This is a genomic window from Candidatus Nitrotoga arctica (genome assembly GCF_918378365.1).
GTDB lineage: Bacteria > Pseudomonadota > Gammaproteobacteria > Burkholderiales > Gallionellaceae > Nitrotoga > Nitrotoga arctica.
In genome coordinates this window covers 629,324-653,906 of sequence record NZ_OU912926.1, presented here as the reverse complement: position 1 = coordinate 653,906, position 24,583 = coordinate 629,324, and the positions used below count along the sequence as shown (strand labels likewise).

Sequence of the window (24,583 nt, the reverse complement as noted above, 5' to 3'; positions counted from 1 at the left end):
TTTTTATTTAGGCGATAGTGGGTATAGTGAGTTTGAGTAATAACAGGATGCATATATAGAGGATTAAGGGATTAAAACTGACCCGTAATAATATTTACTACTAGCAGTTTGCGGAGCGATTAAATCAACTTTCGCGACCTAATCCTCCTCATTCTTACCTTTTTGTTCAGGTCGCTTATCTGTTGCAGTTGAGATTTATTGCAGTTGCAAGTGCGAATGGCTTGGGAACGGTGAGACCTAGGCTATTCCGCGCGTGAGAATTTCCAGCCCTACCTTGCCTTCGCTGATTTCGCGCAGGGCGATTACAGTAGGCTTATCTTTACATTCTGCCACTAGATAGCTGGCGCCATTGGCCAACTGGCGTGCGCGGTAGGCGGCAGCCAAGGTGAGCTCAAATCGGTTGGGGATGTTTACCAAACAGTCGTCTATCGTTACGCGGGCCATGATGTAGTTTCTCCTTTTTGCAGTTGATTGATTAAAGTTTGCTGGCGTGCGAGTTGTCTGTCGCGGCGAAGTCCTGCAGCAACTACGATGGCATTGAGCTGTTGCAAAGCAACATCCAGCTCATCGTTAATAATAACATAGTCAAACTCTACGACATGAGCGATGTCTTCTTTCGCAGCGTGCAGACGTTGTACGATCACTTTGGCGTCATCTTGTCCGCGCGCATTCAGGCGATTCTCCAGCGCTTGCAACGAGGGGGGCAGAATGAAGATGCTGATGCAATCCGAAAATGTGCGTCGTACTTGTGCCGCACCCTGCCAATCAATTTCCAATAGTATGTCGCGCCCGCTCAAAATTTCAGCTTCAATCCAGGATTTTGAAGTGCCATAAAGATTGCCATATACCTCGGCGTTCTCCACAAAATCGCCATGCTTTTCCATATTCAAAAAGGTTTCATAGCTTACGAAATGATAGTCTTCCCCATCAGTCTCGCTTGGGCGTGGCGCTCGCGTAGTGTAGGAAACAGATATATCAACCTGTTGGTTGCTAGCTAGCAGCGAGCGGACTAGGCTGGTTTTTCCTGCACCCGATGGTGCACTGACGACAAAGAGATTTCCTGGCATATTATGTATAGGCATCTTTAAACATTGATCAGCAATTTCAACACAAAACTCCACTGCAAACCGCAATCTAATTTTATCATCAACTGGCAGGAGCTTCTGAAATTCAGTGCTTTCCAAAATTCAAGTTATGCAAACAAATTCGCTGCGACGTATACGTCTGACATACTAATAACGCCGGCTATCATTGATCTGTTATGCAAATGCTGAACATTTAGATGAATCCTAAAAATTAATTTTTAGGAAGTATGGGGTTGGTGTAATTAAGTAACGCTTACCCTAACATAGACAAGTGGACGCTCCGGCTTACCATTAATTCTTTCGACTGTAGCTGTAATATGATGGTCTCGCAGCCAGCCATGGAAATTGTTTTTCATGGCTCGATTGACATAACCAATACGGTGACCTTTATGCATAACGACCAGGGCATCAGGATCAACTGGATTTCCTGGCTCAATTTCAAAGCTAACCAAATCTCCAACCTGAATATTATTAATACTTTGAAAGTAAACGTAACGTAATCCAGCTACCTCCATCAAAAAATCACAAGGTATTTTATCCGCGGGGAAAACTGGTATTAAAGCAAAACCATCACTGGGAAGACGAGCGCCAGTATATCCAAGCAACGCCATATCAGAATAATCAAACGGCGCGGGTAAGCGGTGTTGTGCAAGATACTCTGAAAAATCTTCGCGCTGGCGTGATGGAATACGGCGCATCAGTGATTGAATAACCCCTTGCCTAAATTCGTCCTGCCCAGTACTGAAAGATGGGTAGCCTACGAAGCCAGCCTTCCGTGCCTCCTCAAAATCTGGGGTATCCCTTAGGTAATGGAAAGTTACATTGTCATCTGAAGCCTTACGTACCTCGCCAACTATCCTGCGGGTGCGCGATGTGGACTGCTCGTCCAATGGTTGCCATGTAAGCAGTAAGCGTGCTGGCTCGATAATATGATTCAGCGTCTTCATAAAAGCAGAGATTTTAATCGTTTATACCTGTGTGCCAGCAAGCGCAACACAAATGTTATTCTATCACGCGAGAAGGGCTCAGGAGCATTGATCTGACTTAAGCTATTCACTACCTCGGACATATCGTCCAGAGAAAAATTCAGTTTGGTACGAATTTCCTCTCGCATTTCAGGCCATTCCTCTAAAGCACGTTCTAATAATTCAAAATGTCCTTTTATTACAGGTCCATTTATTTCCCTAGACCATTTAACATGATGGCATGCTTTAGTATTATTAATATATTGCCCAATATCAATATCCTCCCAATTTTTTACTTTATTTGGAAATCGTTCGTGACCAAGACTTGTACCATTGTCAAATAATGGAGTGAGCTTGCATTTTACTTTGTTATTAAAAAAACTAAAGATCAAACCCCAGTTATCCTGATGACGGTCAGTATTACCAATTAAAGCATCAAACAACAGTGCGTGCACCCACCACTGAATCCAATCGGTTACAAGACTTTGCTGCGATAAGGAACGCATAAGCCAAGTGTTTTCAATCACATTATGGTGTGTTCCGTGTTTACGATCAAAATCTGGAAAAATTTGCTGGAGGAACTCGCCCCCCATAATGAGCGATTCAACCCCATCAGTGTAAAACCACTCAATTAAGGCGGCGCAATGGCCGGTCCTCGAATTATAGGCAACGAAAGCAGGTGGTACTTCTACTCCAAGCAAGCACCCAATACGATAAGCAACGACCTCTCCCCAAAATTGATCGGGGTAACATCTTTTTGAGCGTTTAAATAAATATCGTTTGTCCCCGACGATCACTGGATCAGCAGGGGCCTTAGGCGCAAATACTGCCTCTTTCGCACGGGCGCCCTGGGGGAAGATAGCAAATTCGGAGTCCACCTGCCAATCGGCAACATCAAACAGCGAAGATTGAATCAATGGCTGAATACGCATCTAAAAATTAACAGGTCTGAAAATTAAATATATGTGGCTCAGTGCATGGGTCAATTTATGGGCACAGCATACCAAAAAAGATAAAAAAAAAGCCACCTAATGCAGATAGCTTTTTATTATGTCTGAATATGCGAATCCAAAAAATTGGCAAAAACCGCTGCGCAACAGACGTTGTTAGATACGGATTTTATAGATCCCTAATAATAATGTTGCAGGGTGTAAAGGAAGTGTAATGGTTAGCGAAACACATGACTCAGGGAGCTGTATCTTGGTCTTGTCCTTGGTGGAATTACACCGCTGTTTAGCCTGAATTTCATATTCGAACAGGTTCTAGGTTGCTGTTCGTCCCGAGACAAGGTAATATTTCCGCCCTTTCGCCTTGTATTTTTTTGTAGACATAGATTGTATTGATAGCGCTGTGGCGATTTGTGTCGCCACTTTTTTTGGGGTTAGTGATTTTTAATGAGGAACAACGTGTGAGTCATTCTTCGTTGCCGGTCCAGCAGGGTTTGTATGACCCGCGCCATGAGCACGATGCTTGCGGAGTGGGCTTTGTGGCGCATATTAAGGGTAAGCAGAGCCATGACATGATATGTCAAGGCCTGCAGATACTCAAAAATCTTACTCATCGCGGCGCGGTGGGCGCTGACCCCTTGGCGGGAGATGGTGCGGGTATTCTGATCCAGATTCCAGATGCATTTTTGCGTAAAGCATGCGCTGCACAGGGTATGTCCCTGCCGGCGGCGGGCAAATACGGGGTGGGTATGTTGTTCCTGCCGCGCGATACGGCGGCACGTGCCGCCTGCGAGCAGGTGATTGCCGACAAAATTGTTGCGGAAGGACAAATTTTGTTGGGCTGGCGTGATGTGCCAGTGGACAATAGTAGCTTGGGTGAGAGTGTTAAGGCGGTTGAGCCAGTGGTACGTCAAGTATTCATTGGGTGCGGTGCGAATTGCGCGGATGTCGACAGCTTCGAGCGTAAGTTGTTTGTCATTCGCAAGACCGCAGAACACGCTGTGCGCGGCCTGTCCAATGAGCAAGGGCGGGGTTTCTACATACCTTCGTTTTCTGCGCGTACTATCGTATACAAGGGTATGTTGCTGGCCGATCAGGTTGGCAAATATTACCTCGATCTGCAAGATGAAAGTATGGTCAGCGCATTGGCGCTGGTACATCAACGTTTTTCCACCAATACTTTCCCCTCCTGGGATCTGGCGCATCCATTCCGCATGATTGCGCACAACGGCGAGATCAATACCTTGCGCGGTAACGTGAACTGGATGACAGCGCGTCATGCAGCGATGTCATCCAGGCTGCTGGGCGCAGATCTGGAAAAGTTGTGGCCGTTAATTGTAGAAGGTCAATCTGATTCTGCCTGTTTTGATAATGCACTGGAACTGCTGGTGGCAGGCGGTTATTCGCTGCCGCACGCAATGATGCTGCTGATTCCTGAAGCCTGGGCAGGCAACCCATTGATGGATGAAGAGCGCCGCGCTTTTTATGAATACCATGCTGCGTTGATGGAGCCGTGGGATGGGCCCGCTGCCGTGGCTTTCACGGATGGTCGCATGATCGGCGCGACGCTGGATCGCAACGGCCTGCGCCCAGCGCGCTATCTGATTACAGATGATGACTTGGTGTTGATGGCATCTGAAATGGGTGTGCTGGATATCCCGCAAAGCAAGATTGTGAAAAAGTGGCGGCTACAACCGGGCAAGATGTTCCTCATCGATTTGGAAGCCGGCCGTATTATAGATGACACCGAATTGAAGCAGCAGCTCGCTACCGCAAAACCGTATCGCGAGTGGATTGAGAAGTCACGTTATTTCCTCGGCGACCTGCCCAGTGTAGATATAAAGCAAAGCTTGTTAGACACCAGTCTGCTGGATACTCAGCAGGCATTCGGCTATTCGCAGGAAGACATCAAATTCATTCTTGCGCCCATGGCTGCCGCAGGGGAAGAAGCAACTGGCTCTATGGGTAATGATGCCACTTTGCCTGTGTTGTCAGATAAGAACAAAGTTCTGTACAGCTATTTCAAGCAGCTTTTCGCTCAGGTGACTAACCCGCCTATCGATCCGATCCGTGAAGAGATCGTCATGTCGCTTACTTCGTTTATTGGCCCAAAGCCCAATCTGCTCGGTATCGACGAGACCGATCCGCCGCTGCGCCTTGAGGTGCATCAGCCTGTGCTGTCCAATAAAGATTTAGCCAAGCTGCGCGACATCAGCACATTGACACAAGGACGTTACAAAGCGCTGGTGCTGGATATCACTTATCCTGCGGTACAGGGCGCGGCGGGTTGCGAGGGCGCGATCAAAGCGCTGAGTGCCGCAGCCGATCAGGCGGTGGCGGATGGTTACAACGTGCTGATTTTGTCCGACCGTGCGATTTCAAGTATACGCGTGGCGATTCCGGCTTTGCTGGCTTGTGCAGGAGTGCACCATCATCTGGTACGCGAAGGGCTGCGCACCAGCACCGGACTGGTGGTGGACTCCGGTTCTGTGCGTGAAACCCATCACTTCGCACTACTTGCCGGTTATGGCGCTGAGGCGATATGCCCGTGGCTGGCCTATGAAACTATTGCTGCCATGAGCGATTATTTACCTGCGGGTCTATCGAACAAGGATGCGAATAAGCGTTTCATTAAGGCGATAAACAAAGGGCTGCTCAAGGTAATGTCCAAAATGGGCATCTCCACTTATCAGTCTTATTGCGGCGGGCAGATTTTCGAGGCAATCGGCCTGAACGCTGATTTTATATCGCAGTATTTCACCGGCACGGCGACCCAGATCGAAGGCATTGGCTTACATGAAGTAGCCGAGGAAGCAATGCGCATTCATCAAGCCGCTTTCGGCAACGATCCGGTGCTGTCCAATGCGCTGGAAGCGGGAGGAGAATATGCCTATCGTGTGCGGGGTGAAGAGCATATGTGGACGCCGGATGTCGTCGCCAAGCTGCAACATGCCACGCGTTCCAACAATGGGCAGACATACAAAGAATACGCAAAGCTGATTAACGATCAGACTCAGCACATGAAGACATTGCGCGGCTTATTTGAGATCAAGCCCGCCGGCGCGCCCGTGCCGCTGGCAGAGGTCGAACCGGCAAAAGAAATCGTTAAACGTTTTGCTACGGGAGCAATGTCGCTTGGATCTATTTCCACCGAGGCGCACACCGCTTTGGCCATTGCAATGAACCGTATCGGGGGGAAATCTAACACGGGCGAAGGCGGTGAAGACCCGATGCGTTTCAAGTCGATTAAAGGCGGTGAAAAATTATCTGAAATTATAGGAAAGGGACGCATTGAAGCTGATCTGACTTTGTTGCCAGGCGATTCATTGCGCTCCAAAATAAAACAAGTGGCCTCGGGTCGCTTTGGTGTAACAGCGGAATATTTGACGAGCGCCGATCAAATTCAAATCAAGATGGCGCAGGGCGCAAAGCCCGGTGAAGGCGGTCAGTTGCCCGGTCACAAGGTGTCAGAGTACATCGCTAAACTGCGTTTCGCCATACCTGGTGTGGGGTTGATTTCACCGCCGCCGCATCACGATATATATTCCATCGAAGACCTGGCGCAGCTCATTCATGATCTGAAGAACGCCAATCCGCGCGCCTCCATTTCGGTCAAGCTGGTATCGGAAGTGGGCGTTGGTACGGTGGCGGCCGGTGTGGCCAAGGCCAAGGCGGATCATATAACTGTTGCTGGCCATGATGGTGGCACTGGCGCCTCGCCCTTGTCTTCCATCAAGCATGCCGGCACCCCGTGGGAACTGGGGCTGGCGGAAGCTCAGCAAACGCTGGTATTAAACCGGTTGCGTGGTCGTATTGTTTTGCAGGTGGATGGCCAGTTGAAGACCGGGCGCGATGTGTTAATTGGTGCCTTACTCGGCGCGGATGAGTTCGGTTTTGCCACAGCGCCACTGGTAGTGGAGGGCTGCATCATGATGCGCAAATGCCATCTCAACACCTGCCCGGTGGGCGTGGCTACGCAAGACCCCAAACTACGCAAGAAATTCACCGGTCAGCCTGAGCACGTGGTGAATTATTTTTTCTTTGTGGCCGAAGAAGTGCGCGAATACATGGCGCAGATCGGTATTCGCAAGTTCGATGATCTGATCGGTCGTAGCGAATTGCTTGACGCAAAACATGTCATTGAACATTGGAAAGCCAAGGGTCTGGACTTCTCCAAAATTTTCCATCAGCCTGATGTACCAGTTAGCGTAGCGCGCCGCCATGCCGAAGAACAGGATCATGGACTGACTCAGGCGTTGGATCATCGGCTTATTGCCGAAGCCATGCCTGCGTTGGAAAGCAAGTTGCCGGTAACAATAGAAGGCCGCATTCGCAATGTTAACCGCACCGTCGGTGCAATGTTGTCGCATGAAGTGGCAAAACGTTATGGTCAAGCGGGATTGCCGAACGATACTATTACGGTGAAACTACAAGGCACGGCCGGGCAGAGCTTCGGCGCTTTTCTCGCGCATGGCATTACCTTCGAGCTGTCTGGAGAGGGCAATGACTATGTCGGCAAGGGGTTATGTGGTGGGCGCATCGTGGTGCTACCGCCCAAGGAATGCAACATCGTGGCCGAGGAAAATATCATCGTGGGCAATACCGTGCTGTACGGTGCGACCAGTGGCGAATGCTATTTCCGAGGGGTGGCTGGCGAGCGTTTCGCAGTGCGCAATTCCGGCGCTATTGCAGTAGTGGAAGGCTTGGGCGATCACGGTTGCGAATACATGACCGGCGGTATAGTGGTTGTGCTCGGTCAAACCGGACGCAATTTTGCAGCAGGCATGTCCGGCGGCATTGCTTATGTACTGGATGAGGATGGCGGCTTCGAACATCGTTGCAATCTGGCGATGGTGCAACTGGAACCGGTGCCAGATGAGGCTGCTGCGAGCGAATTGGGTGAAGTCGAGACACATGGCCGGGTGCATTTTAACCACCTCGGCAAGGCTGATGAACAGGTTTTGCACGACATGGTGAGTGCGCACCTGCGCTATACCAGCAGTGTCCGCGCTCAGGATATTCTAAATAATTGGGCGCGCTACTTGCCGAAATTTGTCAAGGTCATGCCGACTGAATACCGCCGCGCCTTACAGGAAGTCGCGGCGGAACAAACCAAGCAATTGGAGGCTGTATAAATGGGTAAGATTACCGGGTTCATGGAATTTCGCCGCTTAAGCGAGCACAGCTTGCCGGTCGCGGAACGCCTGAAAAATTATCAGGAATTCATACCGCGTCTGAGCGACCAGCAGACTTCCGTGCAGGGTTCGCGCTGTATGGACTGTGGCATTCCATTTTGTACTACAGGTTGCCCGGTTAATAACATCATCCCGGACTGGAATGATTTGGTTTATCGCGGCAACTGGAAGCAGGCGCTGGACGTGCTGCATTCTACTAACAACTTTCCAGAATTCACCGGACGTATTTGTCCTGCACCGTGTGAGGCGGCCTGCACATTGACCATTAATGACGATGCGGTAGGCATAAAATCAATCGAGCATGCCATTATCGATAAAGGCTGGGAAGAAGGCTGGGTGACGCCGCAACCAGCACAGACCAAGTCCGGCAAAAGGATTGCCGTGGTTGGCTCTGGCCCCGCTGGCTTAGCTTGTGCGCAACAATTAGCACGTGTGGGGCATGACGTGGTGGTATTCGAGAAAAATGATCGAATTGGTGGCCTTTTACGTTATGGCATTCCCGACTTCAAACTTGAAAAATCGCACATTGACCGTCGCATAGAACAGATGCGCGCCGAAGGTGTGGAATTCCGCGTCGAGCAGCATATCGGCGTGCAGGTGTCGGCACAAAAATTGAAGGACGAGTTCGACGCCGTGGTATTAACGGGTGGGGCTGAGCAGCCACGCGACTTGCCAGTGCCAGGGCGCGAGTTGCAAGGAGTACACTTCGCAATGGAATTTCTGCCGCAACAGAACAGAGTCGTGGCGGGGGACGTGGTGCCCGATCAGATTAAAGCGACTGGCAAACATGTGGTGGTAATCGGCGGCGGCGACACTGGTTCCGACTGTGTAGGTACGTCCAACCGCCAAGGCGCAGCTTCGGTGACCCAGTTTGAGGTCATGCCGCGCCCGCCCGAGCAGGAGAATAAGCCGCTGATCTGGCCTTACTGGCCAATGAAACTACGCACTTCCAGCTCTCATGATGAAGGCTGTCACCGTGATTGGGCTGTGGCGACCAAGGAATTAACCGGCAACAATGGCAAGGTCGAAAAATTGCATGCCGTGCGCGTCGAATGGAAAGATGGAAAAATGCAGGAAGTGCCGGGCAGCGAAATTGAGATGAAAGCCGATCTCGTGCTTTTGGCTATGGGCTTCGTCAGCCCGGTGCCGCAAATCCTGGAAGCGTTTGGCGTTGAAAAAGATGGCCGCGGCAATGCCAAGGCTGTCACTGATGGAGCGGGCTATTATCAGACATCGGTGGATAAGGTTTTCGCTGCTGGCGATATGCGTCGCGGCCAGTCGCTAGTGGTGTGGGCAATACGCGAAGGCCGCCAAGCTGCACGTGCAGTGGATGAGTATTTGATGGGTAGTTCCAGTTTACCGCTCTAAATTGAGTTGTCCCTATCAGGCGCTGAATGACGGGTTGCAATCAGCAAGCTGCGCTGACTTCTCTTAATAGCAGCTATTCCGGGGGTTCTACCCGGTACGCTCAGAGTAATCGGTGCTATGGAACATATGGATTGCCTTCACTGCACTCGCGCCTGGGCACCCAAAAACCCTTCTCATCTATGGCAGATGATGCACAACAAAATACCGCAGGGCATCCCTTCATTTCAAGATATTGATACTTGAAGACGATATTATCTTCCTGGTTTTTTGCATTTATCTGCTTCACCAATAATGCAGACCCTGTGCATAACCAAATTACCTAGCTAATCTCTCTGATAAGGGAAGTTTGGGAGGTCAGGGGTAAAGCTGTTTAAATTTAGTCAATATAAATTAAAAGAGAACAACATGAATTTCAAGTTAAAAAATGACACCTTCCTGCGTGCCTTACTGCGTCAGCCGACTGCTTATACCCCCGTGTGGATGATGCGCCAGGCCGGACGATATCTGCCGGAATACTGTGCCACGCGTAAGCGTGCCGGCAGTTTTCTCGATTTATGCAAAAGCCCTGATATGGCTACGGAAGTTACATTGCAACCGCTGGATCGATTTCCTCTGGATGCTGCGATTCTATTTTCCGACATTCTCACCATACCAGATGCCATGGGACTTGGATTGTATTTCTCCGAGGGAGAAGGGCCCAAATTTGAGCGGCCCTTGCGCGACGAGGCTGCTATCAAAGCGTTAAGGGTGCCAGACATCAACAAAGATCTGCGTTACGTCACCGATGCCCTGTCGCAAATTCGCAAGGCACTAAATGGTAGCGTGCCATTAATTGGTTTTTCTGGCAGCCCATGGACGTTATCTTGTTACATGGTGGAAGGCGGTGGCAGCGACGATTATGCACGTGTAAAAACGTTGATGTATAAAGAACCCAAGCTGATGCACCACATTTTGGAAGTCACTGCACAAGCGGTAACGCAGTATCTTAACGCCCAGATTGAAGCAGGGGCGCAGACGGTGATGATTTTTGATTCCTGGGGTGGCGTACTTTCGCATGCTGCCTACTACGAATTTTCACTGCCTTACTTGCAGCAAATCGTGCAGGGGCTGAAGCGCGAATATGATGGCATGAAAGTTCCAGTAATTGTATTTACCAAGGGTGGGGGGTTGTGGCTGGATAGCATCGCCGATATTGGCTGCGATGCGGTCGGGTTGGACTGGACCATGGACATTGGTGTAGCGCGACAAAAAGTGGGCCATAAGGTTGCGCTGCAAGGTAACTTGGATCCAGCCGTGCTGTTTGCCACGCCGGAAGTTATCTGTGCCGAAACGGAACGCGTGCTGGCTAGTTATGGCTATGGCAGTGGTCATGTATTTAATCTGGGGCATGGCATTTCACAATTCACCAACCCTGACAATGCTGCGGTGTTAGTACAGGCAGTTCATGATCTAAGTCGCAAATACCATTAAAAATGCTTGACATTTCTTCTGGTTATACACAAATCGCGCAGCGATCCACCATGAGGAAATTTTTTATCCTGGCATTAAAGTTTAAAATTTAAGTTATTGTTTTTATTGTTAATAAATTGTGCCTATGAAATGAGCGGCTGGACAAAACCGTATACAGCATCAGTAGTTAGCCTACTTATATTGGAATTATCCACATTGTTATCCACAGCTTATGTGGACAATAAAAAATACTCAATTAAGTCAGTTGGCTTAGCTCAGTATGATAGAAATTGCTGGAGCAAATTTTATTAAATGACAATTGTTCGCGTCGCGCTAGATGTGCCATTGTCAACACTATTTGATTATTCGCTAGGCAATAGCATCGCGATCATTCCGGGACAGCGCGTATTGGTTTCATTTAGACGCAAAAAAATGGCAGGAGTGGTGATGGAATGCGCAATGGATTCCGTCCTTTCTCCAGAACGTATCAAGCCCGTTTTGCAGGTGCTGCGGGATATTCCTCCACTGTCCGATGAACTGCTTGTTTTGCTGCGCTTCTGCAGCGACTATTACCACTATCCCCTTGGTGTTACTGTGCTGTCCGCCTTGCCAGTACGTTTGCGTACCAGCCAGCTTGTCACGCTCAAGGAAGCGATGCAATACAGACTAAGCGTTAGTGGCCGTGCGCTCGACTTGAGCCTGCTGTCTAAGCGCAAGGTGGTGCAGCATCGCATCCTCGCAGCCTTGAAGTTGGATTCATTAAGTGTCGCGCAAGTGCGCGCGTTATCACCAAGCGCAGCATCTGCACTTAAAGCATTGTCACAAGCGGGATGGGTCGAGACGTGCGCAGTGCCTGCGGTTTCCAGCAAATTTACATTCAACAATACTCATACGTTGACCTTGGAGCAGCAGCAAGCAGTGGACGCCATTACTAAAGCATCATGCTTTGGCTGCTTCCTGCTGCACGGTATCACCGGTAGCGGTAAAACCGAGATTTATGTGCATCTAATGAACCGGATATTGCAGCAGGGAGGGCAAGTGTTACTGTTGGTGCCGGAAATCAATCTTACACCTCAGCTGGAAAATTATTTTCGCAGCCGCTTGCCGGATGTTGAGCTGGTCAGTCTGCACAGTGGCTTGAGTGATGGCGAACGCATGCAGAACTGGCTGCGTGCGCAGTCCGGCCACGCGCGCATCATACTGGGCACCCGTCTGGCAGTGTTCACGCCGCTGCCCCAACTGGCACTGTTGATTGTGGATGAAGAACATGACGTTTCGTTCAAACAGCAGGATGGCTTACGTTACTCGGCACGAGATGTGGCAATCTTTCGTGCTAGCCAGCGGGGCATACCGATTGTATTAGGATCCGCTACCCCTTCACTTGAAAGCTATTACAACGCACAGAGCGGACGCTATCAAATGTTGCGCCTGACCCAGCGCGCAGCGACGCAGGCGCAGTTGCCGACGGTGAGCTGCATTAACACCAGCAATATAGTTATGCAGCACGGTCTCAGTGAGCCGCTTCTAAAGGCCCTGGCCGAGCGGCTACAGCGCGGTGAACAGAGCCTGATATTCATTAATCGGCGTGGGTATGCACCCGTGTTGATGTGTGGCGCTTGCGGCTGGCTGTCTGGTTGTTCAAATTGCGCGGGCAAGCTGGTGCTACATCTTAAAGATCGCCGCCTGCGCTGTCATCATTGTGGCCATCAGGAGCGTGTGCCGCATGCCTGTCCGTCGTGCGGCAACGCCGACCTGCAACCGATTGGCATCGGCACGCAACGGGTAGAGAGTGCGTTGCAGGAGCATTTCCCCAAGGCGCGCATTCTGCGCGTGGACCGTGACAGCACGCGTAATAAAGGAACGTGGCAAGCCATGCGTCAGCAGATTCACGAAGACGCGGTGGACATTCTGGTTGGTACGCAAATGCTGGCCAAGGGACATGACTTCCCCAACCTGACACTGGTGGGTGTACTTAACCCGGACGGTGCGTTATACAGTAGTGATTTTCGAGCATCGGAAAAGCTGTTTGCCCAACTCGTCCAGGTAGCAGGGCGCGCGGGCCGGGCCGACAAGCTGGGCGAGGTGCTGATTCAGACCGCATTTCCTGATCATCCATTATTCCGCGCGTTGCGAGAACATGATTACGATACGTGGGCAAAAATCCTACTCGCGGAACGCCAATCCGCCGGTTTCCCGCCATTCATGTATCAAGTGTTGCTGCGTGCTGAAGCCAAGGATGAAGCCCACATGTATACTTTCCTGCAACAAGCGCGCGATGCTGCAATTGAACTCGCCATGCCAGTTGACATTTACGGTGTGGTTCCTGCGGCCATGCCGCGTCGCGCTAATCATTTTTTAGCGCAATTGCTGGTGCAAAGTGAAGCGCGAAAACCCTTGCAGCAATTCCTGCGCGAGTGGCGACCCTTGCTGGATGCGCTACCAGCCCAAAAACTACGCTGGTCGCTGGACATTGACCCGATGGATTTCTAGATCGTACAGATCAATTTGTGAAATAAGGCATTTTAAGGAATTTTTTTATGCTTCCAGATTTGATGAATTTACTAAGAAACGCAGTCGGCACCGACCACGTGCTGAGCGGCGAAACAGCCGCGCCTTATTGTACCGACTGGCGCGGGCGTTACAGCGGCAAGGCGCTGGCTGTCGTGCTGCCTGGCGATACGCAACAAGTTGCTGCGGTGGTCGCGTTATGTGCCGAGCACCGCATCGCCATCGTCCCGCAAGGCGGCAACACCAGTTTAAGCGGGGGGGCAGTACCCTTGCCGCAAGGCCAACAGATTGTGATTAACCTGTCACGCATGAACAAAATTCTTGCGCTGGACACCACCAACTATACATTAACCGTAGAAGCAGGCTGCACCCTGGCCAAGGTGCGAGAGGCGGCAGAGCAGGTCAATCGTCTGTTCCCTCTTGGCCTCACCGCCATCGCAGGCCAATGCGAAATTGGCGGCAACATTTCCACTAATGCCGGCGGCATCGGCGTGCTGCGCTATGGCAACATGCGCGACCTCGTGCTTGGATTGGAAGTTGTCTTACCAGATGGCCGCGTCTGGGATGGATTACGCAGTTTGCGCAAGGACAACACCGGCTATGATTTGAAGCACTTATTCATCGGCGCAGAAGGCACGCTGGGTATTATCACTGCTGCCGTGCTGAAGCTGTTTCCCCATCCACAATCGGTGGTAACCGCGTGTGTGGCAGTAAGCGATCCGGCGGTGGCAGTAAAACTGCTCGCTCATTTACGTGCTAATTGCGGCGACAAAATAAGTGCCTTCGAGATCATTTCGAGGTCCTGCCTGGATCTCGTTTTAGCGCATATTCCCGATACGGTTGAGCCATTTGTTACGCGTTATGAATGGATCGTGCTGATCGAACTGTCGGATGTGCTGCAAGCTCCCCTCGATGCACCTTTACTCAATGCGCTGCAAGCGTTTGGTACGGGTATCCTCGAATTCGCCATCGATTCGAAAAATAACGCCGTAAGCTGGTGGAATTTGCGCAAAAATATCAGCGAAGCGCAGAAACGCGAGGGCATTAGCATCAAGCATGACGTCGCTGTGCCAATCAGTCACGTGGCAGAATTCATCGCCCAAGCGAATACCGCCCTGCGTGCCACATACAACGGCCTGCGCATTGTTGCCTTTGGTCATATCGGCGATGGCAACATCCATTACAACGTCTCAATGCTGGATTCTGCAAAAAACCCGACCTTCATCGCGCAAAGCCAACAGGTCAACAGCATCGTGTACGACATCGTGCATGGATTAAACGGCAGTATCAGCGCCGAGCATGGGCTAGGGCAACTCAAGCGTAATGAGATACATCATTACAAAAGTGCGCTGGAATTGGAGCTGATGCGCAGCATCAAGCACACACTCGACCCAAACAATTTAATGAATCCAGGGAAGGTAATGTAGTGAGTGCTCGTTGAGATATTCTATGGGTGGTCGCCGGTTATATGCGCCATTTTGAATCAGAATATGGATTTTCATATAGGCAGCCTACCGAGCTCGCCTCGTAGCTCGGAAGCTTTCATCTCTCACTTTCCTCAAAGTAAAGAGCTACGACGAAAGCGAATAAATATGACTCCATTAATTCACAAGCACACCACTAGATCTTCGGATTTTTTGTAGTCGGCCAACAGGCCATCAATCAATTTAGGGATAACGCTTTCAGTACGGTCACCATAGCTCCTTGCAATACAGCAGTTTCCCGCCATATGGCCGTACACAAAAATTCTTACACCCACCATCCGCAGATTTTACCAAAGTCTGAATGATAAGTTACGGTAATGGTAGCCACTTCATTTGGCGGATTCAAGACCATAAAAAACCTTAAGCCCAAGACAGGGTTTCTCAATAAAATGCCATGAGGCAATTGCAAATAGCGTCACAATGGGGAACGAGAACAGGAACAGGGAAATTGGCGAAATGCCGGGTGCCAGCGTGACAATGGTTTGTTGAATTGGAAAGGCATAGATGTAAACGCCAAAAGAATAATCATGGATTCGTGTTCTTTTTCCTAATAGATGGAATGATGAAGTAGCTACGAATAGCAAAAAATATCCATACGACAAATATATAAAAAGCAGAAATAGACTGGTTTCTCGAAATAAATATGTAAGGCCAATGAGTCCCGTCACTAGTAACCCGGAACGAGGGATCCAGTGGCGTACAGTGTACCCAATAGCTCCGAGTATAAAGACCGCAATCAATTGGCACGAAAATAAGTCGAGGCCAGTATTCCAACTATCGAATTCGGCTTTGGTAACGGTGATCATTCGAGCAGCTAAGTAGAGCATCACTGTAGAAAATAAAATACTGCGCCAGCCTCTTCCTTCGGTTGGCAGCAGACAGGTCGCACCGATCACTCCAGTCGCGATGTAAACCAGGAATTCAACCTTTAAGGTCCATAGAGAACCATTAACGGCGCGAGGTATTGGCAGGTCTTCAAAAATGCCAGGTAGCGTGTTGGTTTTCAAGCTTAAGACATTAACGTTGTCGCGGATATATCTAAATGCCTGGCCGGATGAAAAATAGTGATTGATATCCAGAGAACTTGCTATGGGACCAAGCAAAAGTGCGCTGATCGCCACAACAACAGCTAAGCCAGGCAAAATTCTCAGCGCTCTTTTTGCCATGAACGAAGGAAAGTGTGGCGTGGAGGCCCAACTTGACGAAATAAGATAGCCGCTCAAAAAGAAAAAAGCTATCACGGCCAAGGAACCGCCATCAAATATACGAAGAAGGCGACCAATTGGCTCTAGTTGGATATTTCCGCTCAATGCGTAAGAGTGAGAAAAAAATACCAATACCGCAGCGATCAGGCGTAAGGCGTTTAAATTATTTTCGCGGCTTGCCAATTTCTCAGAAATTGGGGCGCGCAAGTGGATCGTGGTCATATTTCAATGTGGCTAGTATGAAAAACATATAAAAATAGATTGTTTTTTCGTATTGAATCAAAGTGCTCGTCTGGGTGTGAAAATTGAGCTGAAGTTAAGGGCCGGTGCCAGCCGTCTTCCGTATTGATCGTAAGATGCTCGTAGGCGATTTGAGACTGCGGTCAACGGATATAAAATGCGATTCGCTCTAGAACTAATGGGCTTTTATCGTTAGTTTTCCAGTTCAGCCGAATACGTCTAAATTCCGCATTATCGCGCTCGGCCATCAGCGGCAGCAATGAACCTGCTTTTACCAACCGCAGATTGGCCAAGGATGTTTCCGGAAACAGGGGTATCCATTTTCCGTCAGCTGTTTGCCCTTCAACGCTTACGGTGGATAACATTTTTGGCGTAGCGACCTTAAAAATGATCGCGCTGTAATCCGCCAGTTTGAAAGCCAAATCATCAGGTGATTCCAATGAAACCTGACCGTCAGCGTTGCCATGCAAAGTGAACATTCCAGGGGTGACAACACCTCTCGTTCCCAATATCGGCACCCAGCCATCGTCGTCGGCGTGCCCGTCACCACCAAAGGTCCACAGTCTTGCTCGGCGTGGCAAATTGGCGTGACTTATCATGAAATTCTTGGTGGCGTCCTCAAGTGGCGTGTCACGTAGCGCCGTGTAGGCGACGAATCCGGGCTGTCCCACAAAGCTACCTCGGCTACCGTTCCATGCCATCGGTGAAATAAAGTGCGCTCCGTAATTGTAAATTTCCCGCAGTGATTTGTAAGCTTCAGCGAAGTTGGGGAGGCGAGACGGGTTGCGTAAATCAGCAGTATTATGCTCGATAACGGCCCAGCCAGGATCAAATTTTCGGAAAACAGAAAATAGGGTACGATCTTCTTCCATCCTGATCTGGTTGGTAGCACTGGGCCCGTAGAGAATTGCACCTAAATGCCCATGCTCGGGAACAGAACCTTCGATCGACATACCTCCAGAATCAAAGTTTTTTACAGGGCTGTTGATATTTATTGCAAAGGGCATGCTGCCCTCTCCAGGTGCCATAAATCCTTGGGATGAATAGATAAAATCCTTGTCAAGACCAGCCTCAACTAACCACTGCGAAAGCTCATCGTAGTGTAAATCAACGAGATGGCGGCGAAAGTGTTCCCATTCGCGCACCCATGCATCCTCCCAAAAAGGCTTGCCAAGAATATGAGGAAATGAACGGGGAGGATCAACATCTACCCAACTTTTGAACTGGCGCCCACTCAATGCGTTAACCTCAGTCAGAGTCAATGGCTTTTCTTTGCGATAACGAGAAAGATCAGGCACCCCCGCTGTGGGATGTCCGGCATATGGCCCCGTTCCTTGCAACCACTCGCGGAACTGCCGCAAGGTGCCGGGGTTATAGTCGAACCACTCTTTTGGAACAAAGAAAGGATTGAGGTACAGATCAGGATCCATGTTCACCCCAATTAAAAGATCAGGGTGTTGTGCTGCAAATTCGCGAATGATAGCGGCCGCTTGCTGCAAATTCCGTTTCTTGTAGAGGCGGTTCTTGGCTGCATAGACATTAAATGTAAGGGTGCGACCAAGTTCCGGTGATTCCATCGAGCCAGAAAGCTTCTTCAGGGTGTCGTCCGGCATCACCTCATTCTTTTCGTTCCACTGACAATTATTTTTATCCTGTTCGAGCTTGTCGTTGATATCCCATTCCGGCACATCACACGCAGCATCAGCCCAAATGCCGCCGTTTAGAGTAAAAAGTACTGGCAGCTTGTGATCTATGGCATATTGCGTAACACCATGCAGATTGTCATCGGCAATTACCCTGTCGCCACACTTCTTACTGAGCTGAAAATCCTGGTCAAAACCATAATCCCCAGCATTACCTTTGGTTGTTCGCAAATAGAGAATGGGAACCCGAATTCCAACTTTTACCGTCTTGCTTTCATAGGGGCGAAATACCGTGTCGATTTCCCTTCCGCCTCCACCGGCCACATTACTCGTGGCCATAATGAAGTAAAAAATGTCATCACGCTTGGCATCGCGACCATTTAGAAGGTCGGTCCACGTATCCATGGCACCAATTGCAGGTTGGGTGCGACGCCCGATGACCGAAGACCTGCCTTTCCTGTCGGTGACGACCACTTCCATTGCGCTCCAGTTCGCGACCCATATTGAGGTATCGACGACTCCCTCAAAACCGGCCTTGGCCGCATCCGGGTAAGCTGGGTAAGCCTGCGCGACATCCGTTCGGATGAGGGCAGTTTGCAAAGGGATACGGAATTGGCCATTCAACACCAGCTCTACACCGCTTACGCCGTCTTCAGCCAAGGCCCAGCCGACTACCTTGATTTGTGTGCTGTTGGCTGGATCCTCTGCCAACTTGTCGAGGTATCCGATTGCGGCTGGCGGTTGTGGTGCTGCTTGCGTAAACTTAAGCCATTGTGGACGATGACTCTTGATAAATTTGTAACCAACGCCGCCCATGATAGAAACAACAGCCACTAACAACAAGGCAATTAACCAGCGGCGATTTCTGGAAAAAACAGTCATGTTTTTCAACCTATCAAGCTATTTTGTAAATACGGTTATCAAGGCACTGACACTCAGAAAAGAACGTCATGGATTTTTGGACACCCGGTAACCATTACCCCAAAACGTGGGGGGGGCGTCGCCACAAGTCATACCCAATTGATATAAACCCGCCGGAAGGGATCGTTTGTCCACTATGCCGCCAAAAAAGCCGTGCTTTGAGTGGTCATGATAAATATTCAACCAGCCCCAGTCAGGTGGTTGCATTTCAAAATACAGAGTTTGCGCACCGCTTTTCAGTACAAGCCGCAATGGCTCAAGGGTGCATTTCTTATCAGAACCTCCATAAATAAGCGCTGCCTTTTCGCCGTCAATAAACTGATATATAAGGTGATCGTATCCTGCTTTTTGTTGTTTCAGAGTGGAGGGAAGAACTCCTTTGGAGGGCGGCACAGGGATTGCCACAAGTTCTGAAAAGGATGGAGGTCGGTACATCCCATATCGTTCGGCGGTATCAATTACATGATTTGAAAAATCCGTGCCGGGAAATCCGGATAACACATGCACCTTCCCTTCGATGGCGCGATAAGCCATCCTCAACTTCGGCAGGAATCCTAAATCAGTAATCGCCGCATTGTAGTGGATCAGAGAGGAAACAAATACGGCACTCGAAATAAGAAGGCCAAAAAATCCGAGGAACTTTTTCCAGGTAAGCGATGGCACATGAATAACTGACCCCAGGTAAATGACCACCAACATCAGACCGGAATAAGGTTTATAGCGGCTTAATAGCGCTGCCTCGACACCAAAACCGGCTCGCCCTAAGGACATCATTGCCATCGAAAGCAGGACAAAGAGGCCGAGTCCCCACAAAACAGGATTGCGCTTTGGAAGGCCTTGCCATGTGAGCACCCCGAAGCCAGCCACAAGCAATACACCGAGGAAAATTGCCCCGTTCTTTCCCCAGACTAATGCGCCGCACAGCGCCAAAAAAAAGCGGATCAATTCGCTTGGTGATGTGGTTACGGGAATCGAGGGATCGTTTGGAAAGCCTCGTGTATAAACCCATGCAACTGCAATAAATAGCAACACCATTATGAATGCGTGTGCAAAACGTCGCTGCGCAACGAGCACCGCCGCACAAGCCAGAAAAACGGCCATGCCACTGGCCGCCGTGCAGGTTGCGAGCAGCGCGGCAAACAGGGCAACAAGAAAGAAGAAGCCTGATCGCTGTGATGCATAAGCAATTGCAAAAAAAGCAAATGCCAGTACAGGCAGATTCTGCAGAACCCCTGTTGTCCAAAGCGAGGCTTCGAAATATGCGGGCGACAGTATCAGCAATGCTACCGGCAGAAAATAAGCAATGCGATTTCTTGAGATGGGCAAAACCGAACCAGCGTATTTCCATAGCCCCCAGAGGAGTGCTATCAAGGAACTGCTGCCGATGAGAACCAGAGTGTGGAAGTCAATATTTCCAACGATCTTGTAGAGCACGACAATGACGGAATTCAAGAACACTAATCGATGCTGACCGCCTGAGAAGCCAATGAAAAATCCAAGTTTCTCGCTAAAAGAAAGGTCAGGAGGAAGGTCGTGAAATATGATGAGCCGATTGAGGATGATAACGTAGTCATCCCCAGAGGGTACTGGGATTGCGTAATGCCAAACCCACAGGAGATGGTTGGCGATGATTGCTGCCAGCAATAAACCAAGCACAACATTGAAAGCGGAGAAATCGCTGCCTGCTCTCTTGTTTTCACTATCAATTACGGGTTGGATGTGAAGTTCATTCAACTTTAGCTTTTCACGGGTAATGTCATCCGAGGTAGTAGTCATTTAATGATCTTCTTGACGAGATATATGGGCCGATTCTTGGTCTCGATGTAGATACGACCTATATATTCACCCAGCACGCCGATACCAATTAACTGAAGTCCTCCGAAGAAAACAACAGTGGTCAATAGCGTCACATAACCGGGAGTATCTATACCAAGAAAAATGGCGCGCAAGATGACCCAGCACGCATAGAAGAAGCCAACCGCCGTGACCAGCAATCCCGCATAGGTCCATACACGCAGAGGCACTGTGCTGAAACCGGTGATGCCTTCAAGGGCAAAATTCAACGACTTCCACTTGTTGAAAGATGTCCGTCCATGAGCACGCGGGGCGACATCATATTCAACTAGCTCATACTCATAACCGACCCAAGCGAACAAGCCCTTCATGAAGCGGTGGGATTCCGGAAGTCGCTTCAGGGCGTCACAGACCTGGCGGTCAATCAGTCTGAAATCACCCGTGTTAGTAGGGATTTTTATATTGGATATATTGTTATGAAGACGATAAAACATTCCCGCCAACAACCGATAGAGAACGCTTTCGGTTGATCTTGAGTTTCGTTTAGCTAGTACCACTGGGACTCCGCTACGCCACTTCTGTATGAATGCCGGAATCAATTCGGGAGGGTGCTGAAGATCTGAATCCATGATTATCACTGCATCTCCGGCAGCAAACTCAAGCCCGGCCGTCAATGCCGCTTCTTTGCCGAAATTACGGGTGAAGTCAATGATGGTGATTGCGGGGTAGCGTTTTTTTGCAAATTCCAGCGCCGGGAGCGTCCTATCGCGACTGCCGTCGTTGATGCAAATCAATTCAAATCGGCAATCCGGAATATTTGATATAGCATTATCAAGCCGCTCAAAGAAAAGTGGGATGCCTTCTGCTTCGTTGAAAAAAGGGAGGATTATGGAAACCAAAATTACAACGATGGGTTGCGTTGTTTGCATGATTTTTCCAAAAAACTTTCGCAACGCTTTCTATTGGGGCGAGTCGCGATAAAAAACGAATACAGACTGAACGACTTGGCTGGCAAGGGAAAGCGCTCCCTGGTGACTTCATCGAAAAAATAGCGTACACATTCCTCAATCTCATCAACGGTATTAACATGCTCATGCCGCATTAATTTTTCATAATCCAGTCCGGTACGCCTGGTGAATCCAGGGCCGGTTCCATACTTCCAAGCCATTTCCCATAGCCAGCCCCCCTCGCTGGGAACTCCTGCACAAAATCTTCCGTTCTCTCGCAAGCAAAGTCCCGAGCGGGCAATTTCTGTCGGCAAATCCAGCAGATGTTCTAGCACCGCAACCGATATTATCCGGTCATATTGCGCCTCATAGGGAATCTCGCTTAACTGTGCGTATGTATGGCGTACCAACCCCAAGTTTGAGGATGTATCCAATAGTTTCTGAAAAGGTTCGACGACGTCATAACTGGCGTAACCTCCCTCCCAGGATAGATGGTTAAGGGAGCCGGCTCCAAGCTCCAGAATTACCTCGGATTGAGTGACTGCGCTTGTTGCGACCTTCTTGTGCATCCACGATTCAAGCGCTCTGGCAATATTATTTCCAAGTCCCCCGGCAGTACGGTTAGCCACGTATTCTCTGTCATAGATAGATAAATATTCATCGGGTAACGGCTGGCGGTATTTGGGGAATTGCCTAAAGATGGCATCTTCACTTGCTTTGTCTGCACTAGTCATTTTGAAAACGTATAAGAACGATGAAGCAAAAAAGATATAACGGGAACCGTGAGCGCAATCAGAAAAACGGTTACGGCGAAATGCCAGCCGAAATGATCGCCAAGGTGACCCAAAGTTGCGCTAGCGATCAACCCGAGTAACGAAACAAGCTGAAACCGAGCGTAATTTCGCGCTCCCGGCCTACTCTGGAAACTCCATCGAGCATTCATCAAGAATGAAAAAGATGAGGCCACAATGTAAGCTATGACATTGGCATACATCTGATTGAATTCCGCGAGCCACGTCAACAATCCTACAATAAGCAAGTGTACCGTTGTATTACATACGCCAATCAGGGCATATCGCGTAACTTGTACACCCGGTTTTATGGTCTTCATTTTTGGTGACAGTGGGCTGCCTGAGATTCCCTTGGTTTTTTATCTTTCAACAGGCGGGTTGATACTACCAAACTTTCATCTTGCTGAACACTGTAAGCCTTGTCCTGTCAGCGCAAAGTAGTAATGTCCCCTTTCTCCCAAATAGAAATGTCCCCTCAGTGATTCGACTCAGCGCCTGTAAAAACCAGAGGCAGACATTTTGAAATGGACGATATGATGAGTCAAAAAGAAGTGAAGCGAGCACAAATAATGGAACTGCTGACGGCAGGAAAAATTAACCAGAAGGAAGCCGGCAAATTTTTGCAGGTTTCCGGCATAGCGGTTGGATGCAAACGACACTGCAATTCCGGAAGATCCGACGCGGGCGGCGCGGCCAATACGGTGTACATAGTCTTCGGCGGCTTTGGACAGGCCGAAGTTGATCACATGTGAAATACCAGGAACGTCGATGCCACGTGCGGCTACGCAGTTGCCACCCAACCTCAGGGAGCGGGCTATAAATCATTTTCGATGGAATATCCACTAACTTACCGACAAAACTAAGCACTCAAATACAACAAGAAATCAGTTGCGATTACTGCCAAAAAATTAGGCTTGCTGCTCACAATAAAATCAAGTTGTCTCGATGTATCAGCTCTGGCTCATCAACATAGCCCAAGAGGAATTCAATTTCGTTACTGGGATGGCCAGCGATGCGACGCGTTTCTGTCGCATTGTAGTTGATCAGACCGCGCGCGATATCTTGTCCATGCGTATCGAAAATGGCGACCACGGTGCCACGCTCGAATTCCCCGCTAACTTTGGTGATACCGACCGGTAGCAGGCTCTTGCCTTCGTTACGCAACGCATGCACTGCGCCGGCATCCAGCGTCACCTTGCCGCTGATTTGCAGGTGATCCGCCAGCCATTGCTTGCGCGCATTCAGAGGTAAAGGCTGCGCTTCCAGCAGAGTGCCGATACTGTTACCACTCATCAGGCGTGGTAACACATCTATTTCATGGCCAGACGCGATCACGGTGTGTGCGCCGCTCCGTGCAGCACGTTTCGCGGCGAGTACCTTGGTGAGCATGCCGCCGCTCCCGATGTGGCTACCCGCACCACCTGCCATGGCTTCAAGCTTTTCATCGCCAGCTTGCGCCAAACTGACTAGCGTAGCATTTGGATCCTTGCGCGGGTCAGCAGTGTAAAGGCCGATCTGGTCAGTGAGGATAATGAGCGCATCAGCCTCAATCAGGTTAGCAACCAGTGCACCTAAAGTGTCGTTGTCGCCAAACTTGATTTCATCGGTGACCACAGTATCATTTTCATTGATGACGGGAATAACACCAAGGGTCAGCAGGGTGCGCAGTGTAGAGCGGGCGTTTAGATAGCGTTCACGATCCGCGAGGTCGGCATGGGTGAGCAATATTTGTGCTGTATGCAGGCCGTGTGCGCTAAAGCAACTTTCATACACCTGTATCAAGCCCATCTGACCGACTGCGGCAGCTGCCTGCAATTCATGCACGGCGCTGGGGCGTTGTTTCCAGCCTAGTCGCTGCATACCTTCGGCAATCGCGCCAGAGGAAACCAATATTACTTTGTGCCCATTTTCACGTAGCGTAGCAATTTGCTGCGCCCAATTTCGGATTGCGGGGATATCCAGTCCTTCACCCTGGTTGGTGACCAGGCTGCTGCCAACTTTGACGACGATGCGTTTGCACTGGGTCAGAATGGTTTTCATG

At 49.7% G+C, this 24,583-nt stretch carries 16 protein-coding genes and 1 pseudogene; 5 read left to right on the top strand and 12 right to left on the bottom strand.

Going from position 1 to position 24,583, the window contains the following annotated elements:
- Positions 1 to 237: 237 nt before the first annotated feature.
- The 4 genes from rpoZ to MKZ32_RS03055 form a co-directional block, all read right to left on the bottom strand.
- A complete protein-coding gene (gene rpoZ, locus MKZ32_RS03070) occupies positions 238 to 444 on the bottom strand; it encodes a DNA-directed RNA polymerase subunit omega (protein ID WP_239795922.1) in 207 nt (68 codons plus the stop codon).
- A complete protein-coding gene (gene gmk, locus MKZ32_RS03065; protein WP_239795921.1) occupies positions 432 to 1,067 on the bottom strand; it encodes a guanylate kinase in 636 nt (211 codons plus the stop codon). Before gmk ends, rpoZ begins: the two co-directional genes overlap by 13 nt.
- A 260-nt stretch (positions 1,068 to 1,327) precedes the next feature.
- A complete protein-coding gene (locus MKZ32_RS03060; RefSeq protein WP_239795920.1) occupies positions 1,328 to 2,032 on the bottom strand; it encodes an HIRAN domain-containing protein in 705 nt (234 codons plus the stop codon).
- Positions 2,029 to 2,982, bottom strand: coding sequence for a HipA domain-containing protein (locus MKZ32_RS03055; RefSeq protein ID WP_239795919.1), 954 nt, complete (start codon positions 2,980 to 2,982; stop codon positions 2,029 to 2,031). Before MKZ32_RS03055 ends, MKZ32_RS03060 begins: the two co-directional genes overlap by 4 nt.
- 476 nt (positions 2,983 to 3,458) lie before the next feature.
- Here MKZ32_RS03055 and MKZ32_RS03050 point away from each other — a divergent pair, with 476 nt between their 5' ends.
- The 5 genes from MKZ32_RS03050 to MKZ32_RS03030 all read left to right on the top strand — a co-directional run bounded on the left by MKZ32_RS03050 (position 3,459) and on the right by MKZ32_RS03030 (position 14,944).
- Positions 3,459 to 8,132, top strand: coding sequence for a glutamate synthase-related protein (locus MKZ32_RS03050; protein ID WP_275584244.1), 4,674 nt, complete (start codon positions 3,459 to 3,461; stop codon positions 8,130 to 8,132).
- On the top strand, positions 8,133 to 9,560 hold the full coding sequence (locus MKZ32_RS03045; RefSeq protein WP_239795918.1) for a glutamate synthase subunit beta: 1,428 nt from the start codon (positions 8,133 to 8,135) through the stop codon (positions 9,558 to 9,560).
- 405 nt (positions 9,561 to 9,965) lie between these two features.
- Positions 9,966 to 11,030 carry a uroporphyrinogen decarboxylase gene (gene hemE, locus MKZ32_RS03040; protein WP_239795917.1) on the top strand — a complete coding sequence of 355 codons (1,065 nt, stop codon included), beginning with the start codon at positions 9,966 to 9,968 and terminating at the stop codon, positions 11,028 to 11,030.
- Between the two features lie 291 nt (positions 11,031 to 11,321).
- Entirely contained in the window at positions 11,322 to 13,499 is a 2,178-nt protein-coding gene (locus tag MKZ32_RS03035) for a primosomal protein N' (protein ID WP_239795916.1), read from the top strand.
- A gap of 47 nt (positions 13,500 to 13,546) precedes the next feature.
- Entirely contained in the window at positions 13,547 to 14,944 is a 1,398-nt protein-coding gene (locus MKZ32_RS03030) for an FAD-binding oxidoreductase (protein WP_239795915.1), read from the top strand.
- Positions 14,945 to 15,330: 386 nt separating this feature from the next.
- Here MKZ32_RS03030 and MKZ32_RS03025 read toward each other — a convergent pair whose 3' ends face one another.
- The 8 genes and pseudogenes from MKZ32_RS03025 to proB form a co-directional block, all read right to left on the bottom strand.
- Complete coding sequence (locus MKZ32_RS03025) at positions 15,331 to 16,428, bottom strand: acyltransferase family protein (RefSeq protein WP_239795914.1); 1,098 nt, start codon at positions 16,426 to 16,428, stop codon at positions 15,331 to 15,333.
- 161 nt (positions 16,429 to 16,589) lie between these two features.
- A complete protein-coding gene (locus tag MKZ32_RS03020) occupies positions 16,590 to 18,971 on the bottom strand; it encodes a hypothetical protein (RefSeq protein WP_239795913.1) in 2,382 nt (793 codons plus the stop codon).
- A 66-nt stretch (positions 18,972 to 19,037) separates the two neighbouring features.
- Complete coding sequence (locus MKZ32_RS03015; RefSeq protein WP_239795912.1) at positions 19,038 to 20,744, bottom strand: hypothetical protein; 1,707 nt, start codon at positions 20,742 to 20,744, stop codon at positions 19,038 to 19,040.
- 38 nt (positions 20,745 to 20,782) lie between these two features.
- Entirely contained in the window at positions 20,783 to 21,733 is a 951-nt protein-coding gene (locus tag MKZ32_RS03010; protein WP_239795911.1) for a glycosyltransferase family 2 protein, read from the bottom strand.
- A complete protein-coding gene (locus tag MKZ32_RS03005; protein WP_239795910.1) occupies positions 21,706 to 22,485 on the bottom strand; it encodes a class I SAM-dependent methyltransferase in 780 nt (259 codons plus the stop codon). Before MKZ32_RS03005 ends, MKZ32_RS03010 begins: the two co-directional genes overlap by 28 nt.
- Positions 22,482 to 22,862, bottom strand: a complete 381-nt coding sequence (locus MKZ32_RS15605) for a GtrA family protein (RefSeq protein ID WP_420887715.1) — start codon at positions 22,860 to 22,862, stop codon at positions 22,482 to 22,484. Before MKZ32_RS15605 ends, MKZ32_RS03005 begins: the two co-directional genes overlap by 4 nt.
- Before the next feature lie 297 nt (positions 22,863 to 23,159).
- A pseudogene (locus MKZ32_RS03000) lies at positions 23,160 to 23,327 on the bottom strand (helicase-related protein); the annotation flags it as partial.
- 136 nt (positions 23,328 to 23,463) lie between these two features.
- Positions 23,464 to 24,582, bottom strand: coding sequence for a glutamate 5-kinase (proB, locus tag MKZ32_RS02995; RefSeq protein ID WP_239795909.1), 1,119 nt, complete (start codon positions 24,580 to 24,582; stop codon positions 23,464 to 23,466).
- Position 24,583: the final 1 nt, after the last annotated feature.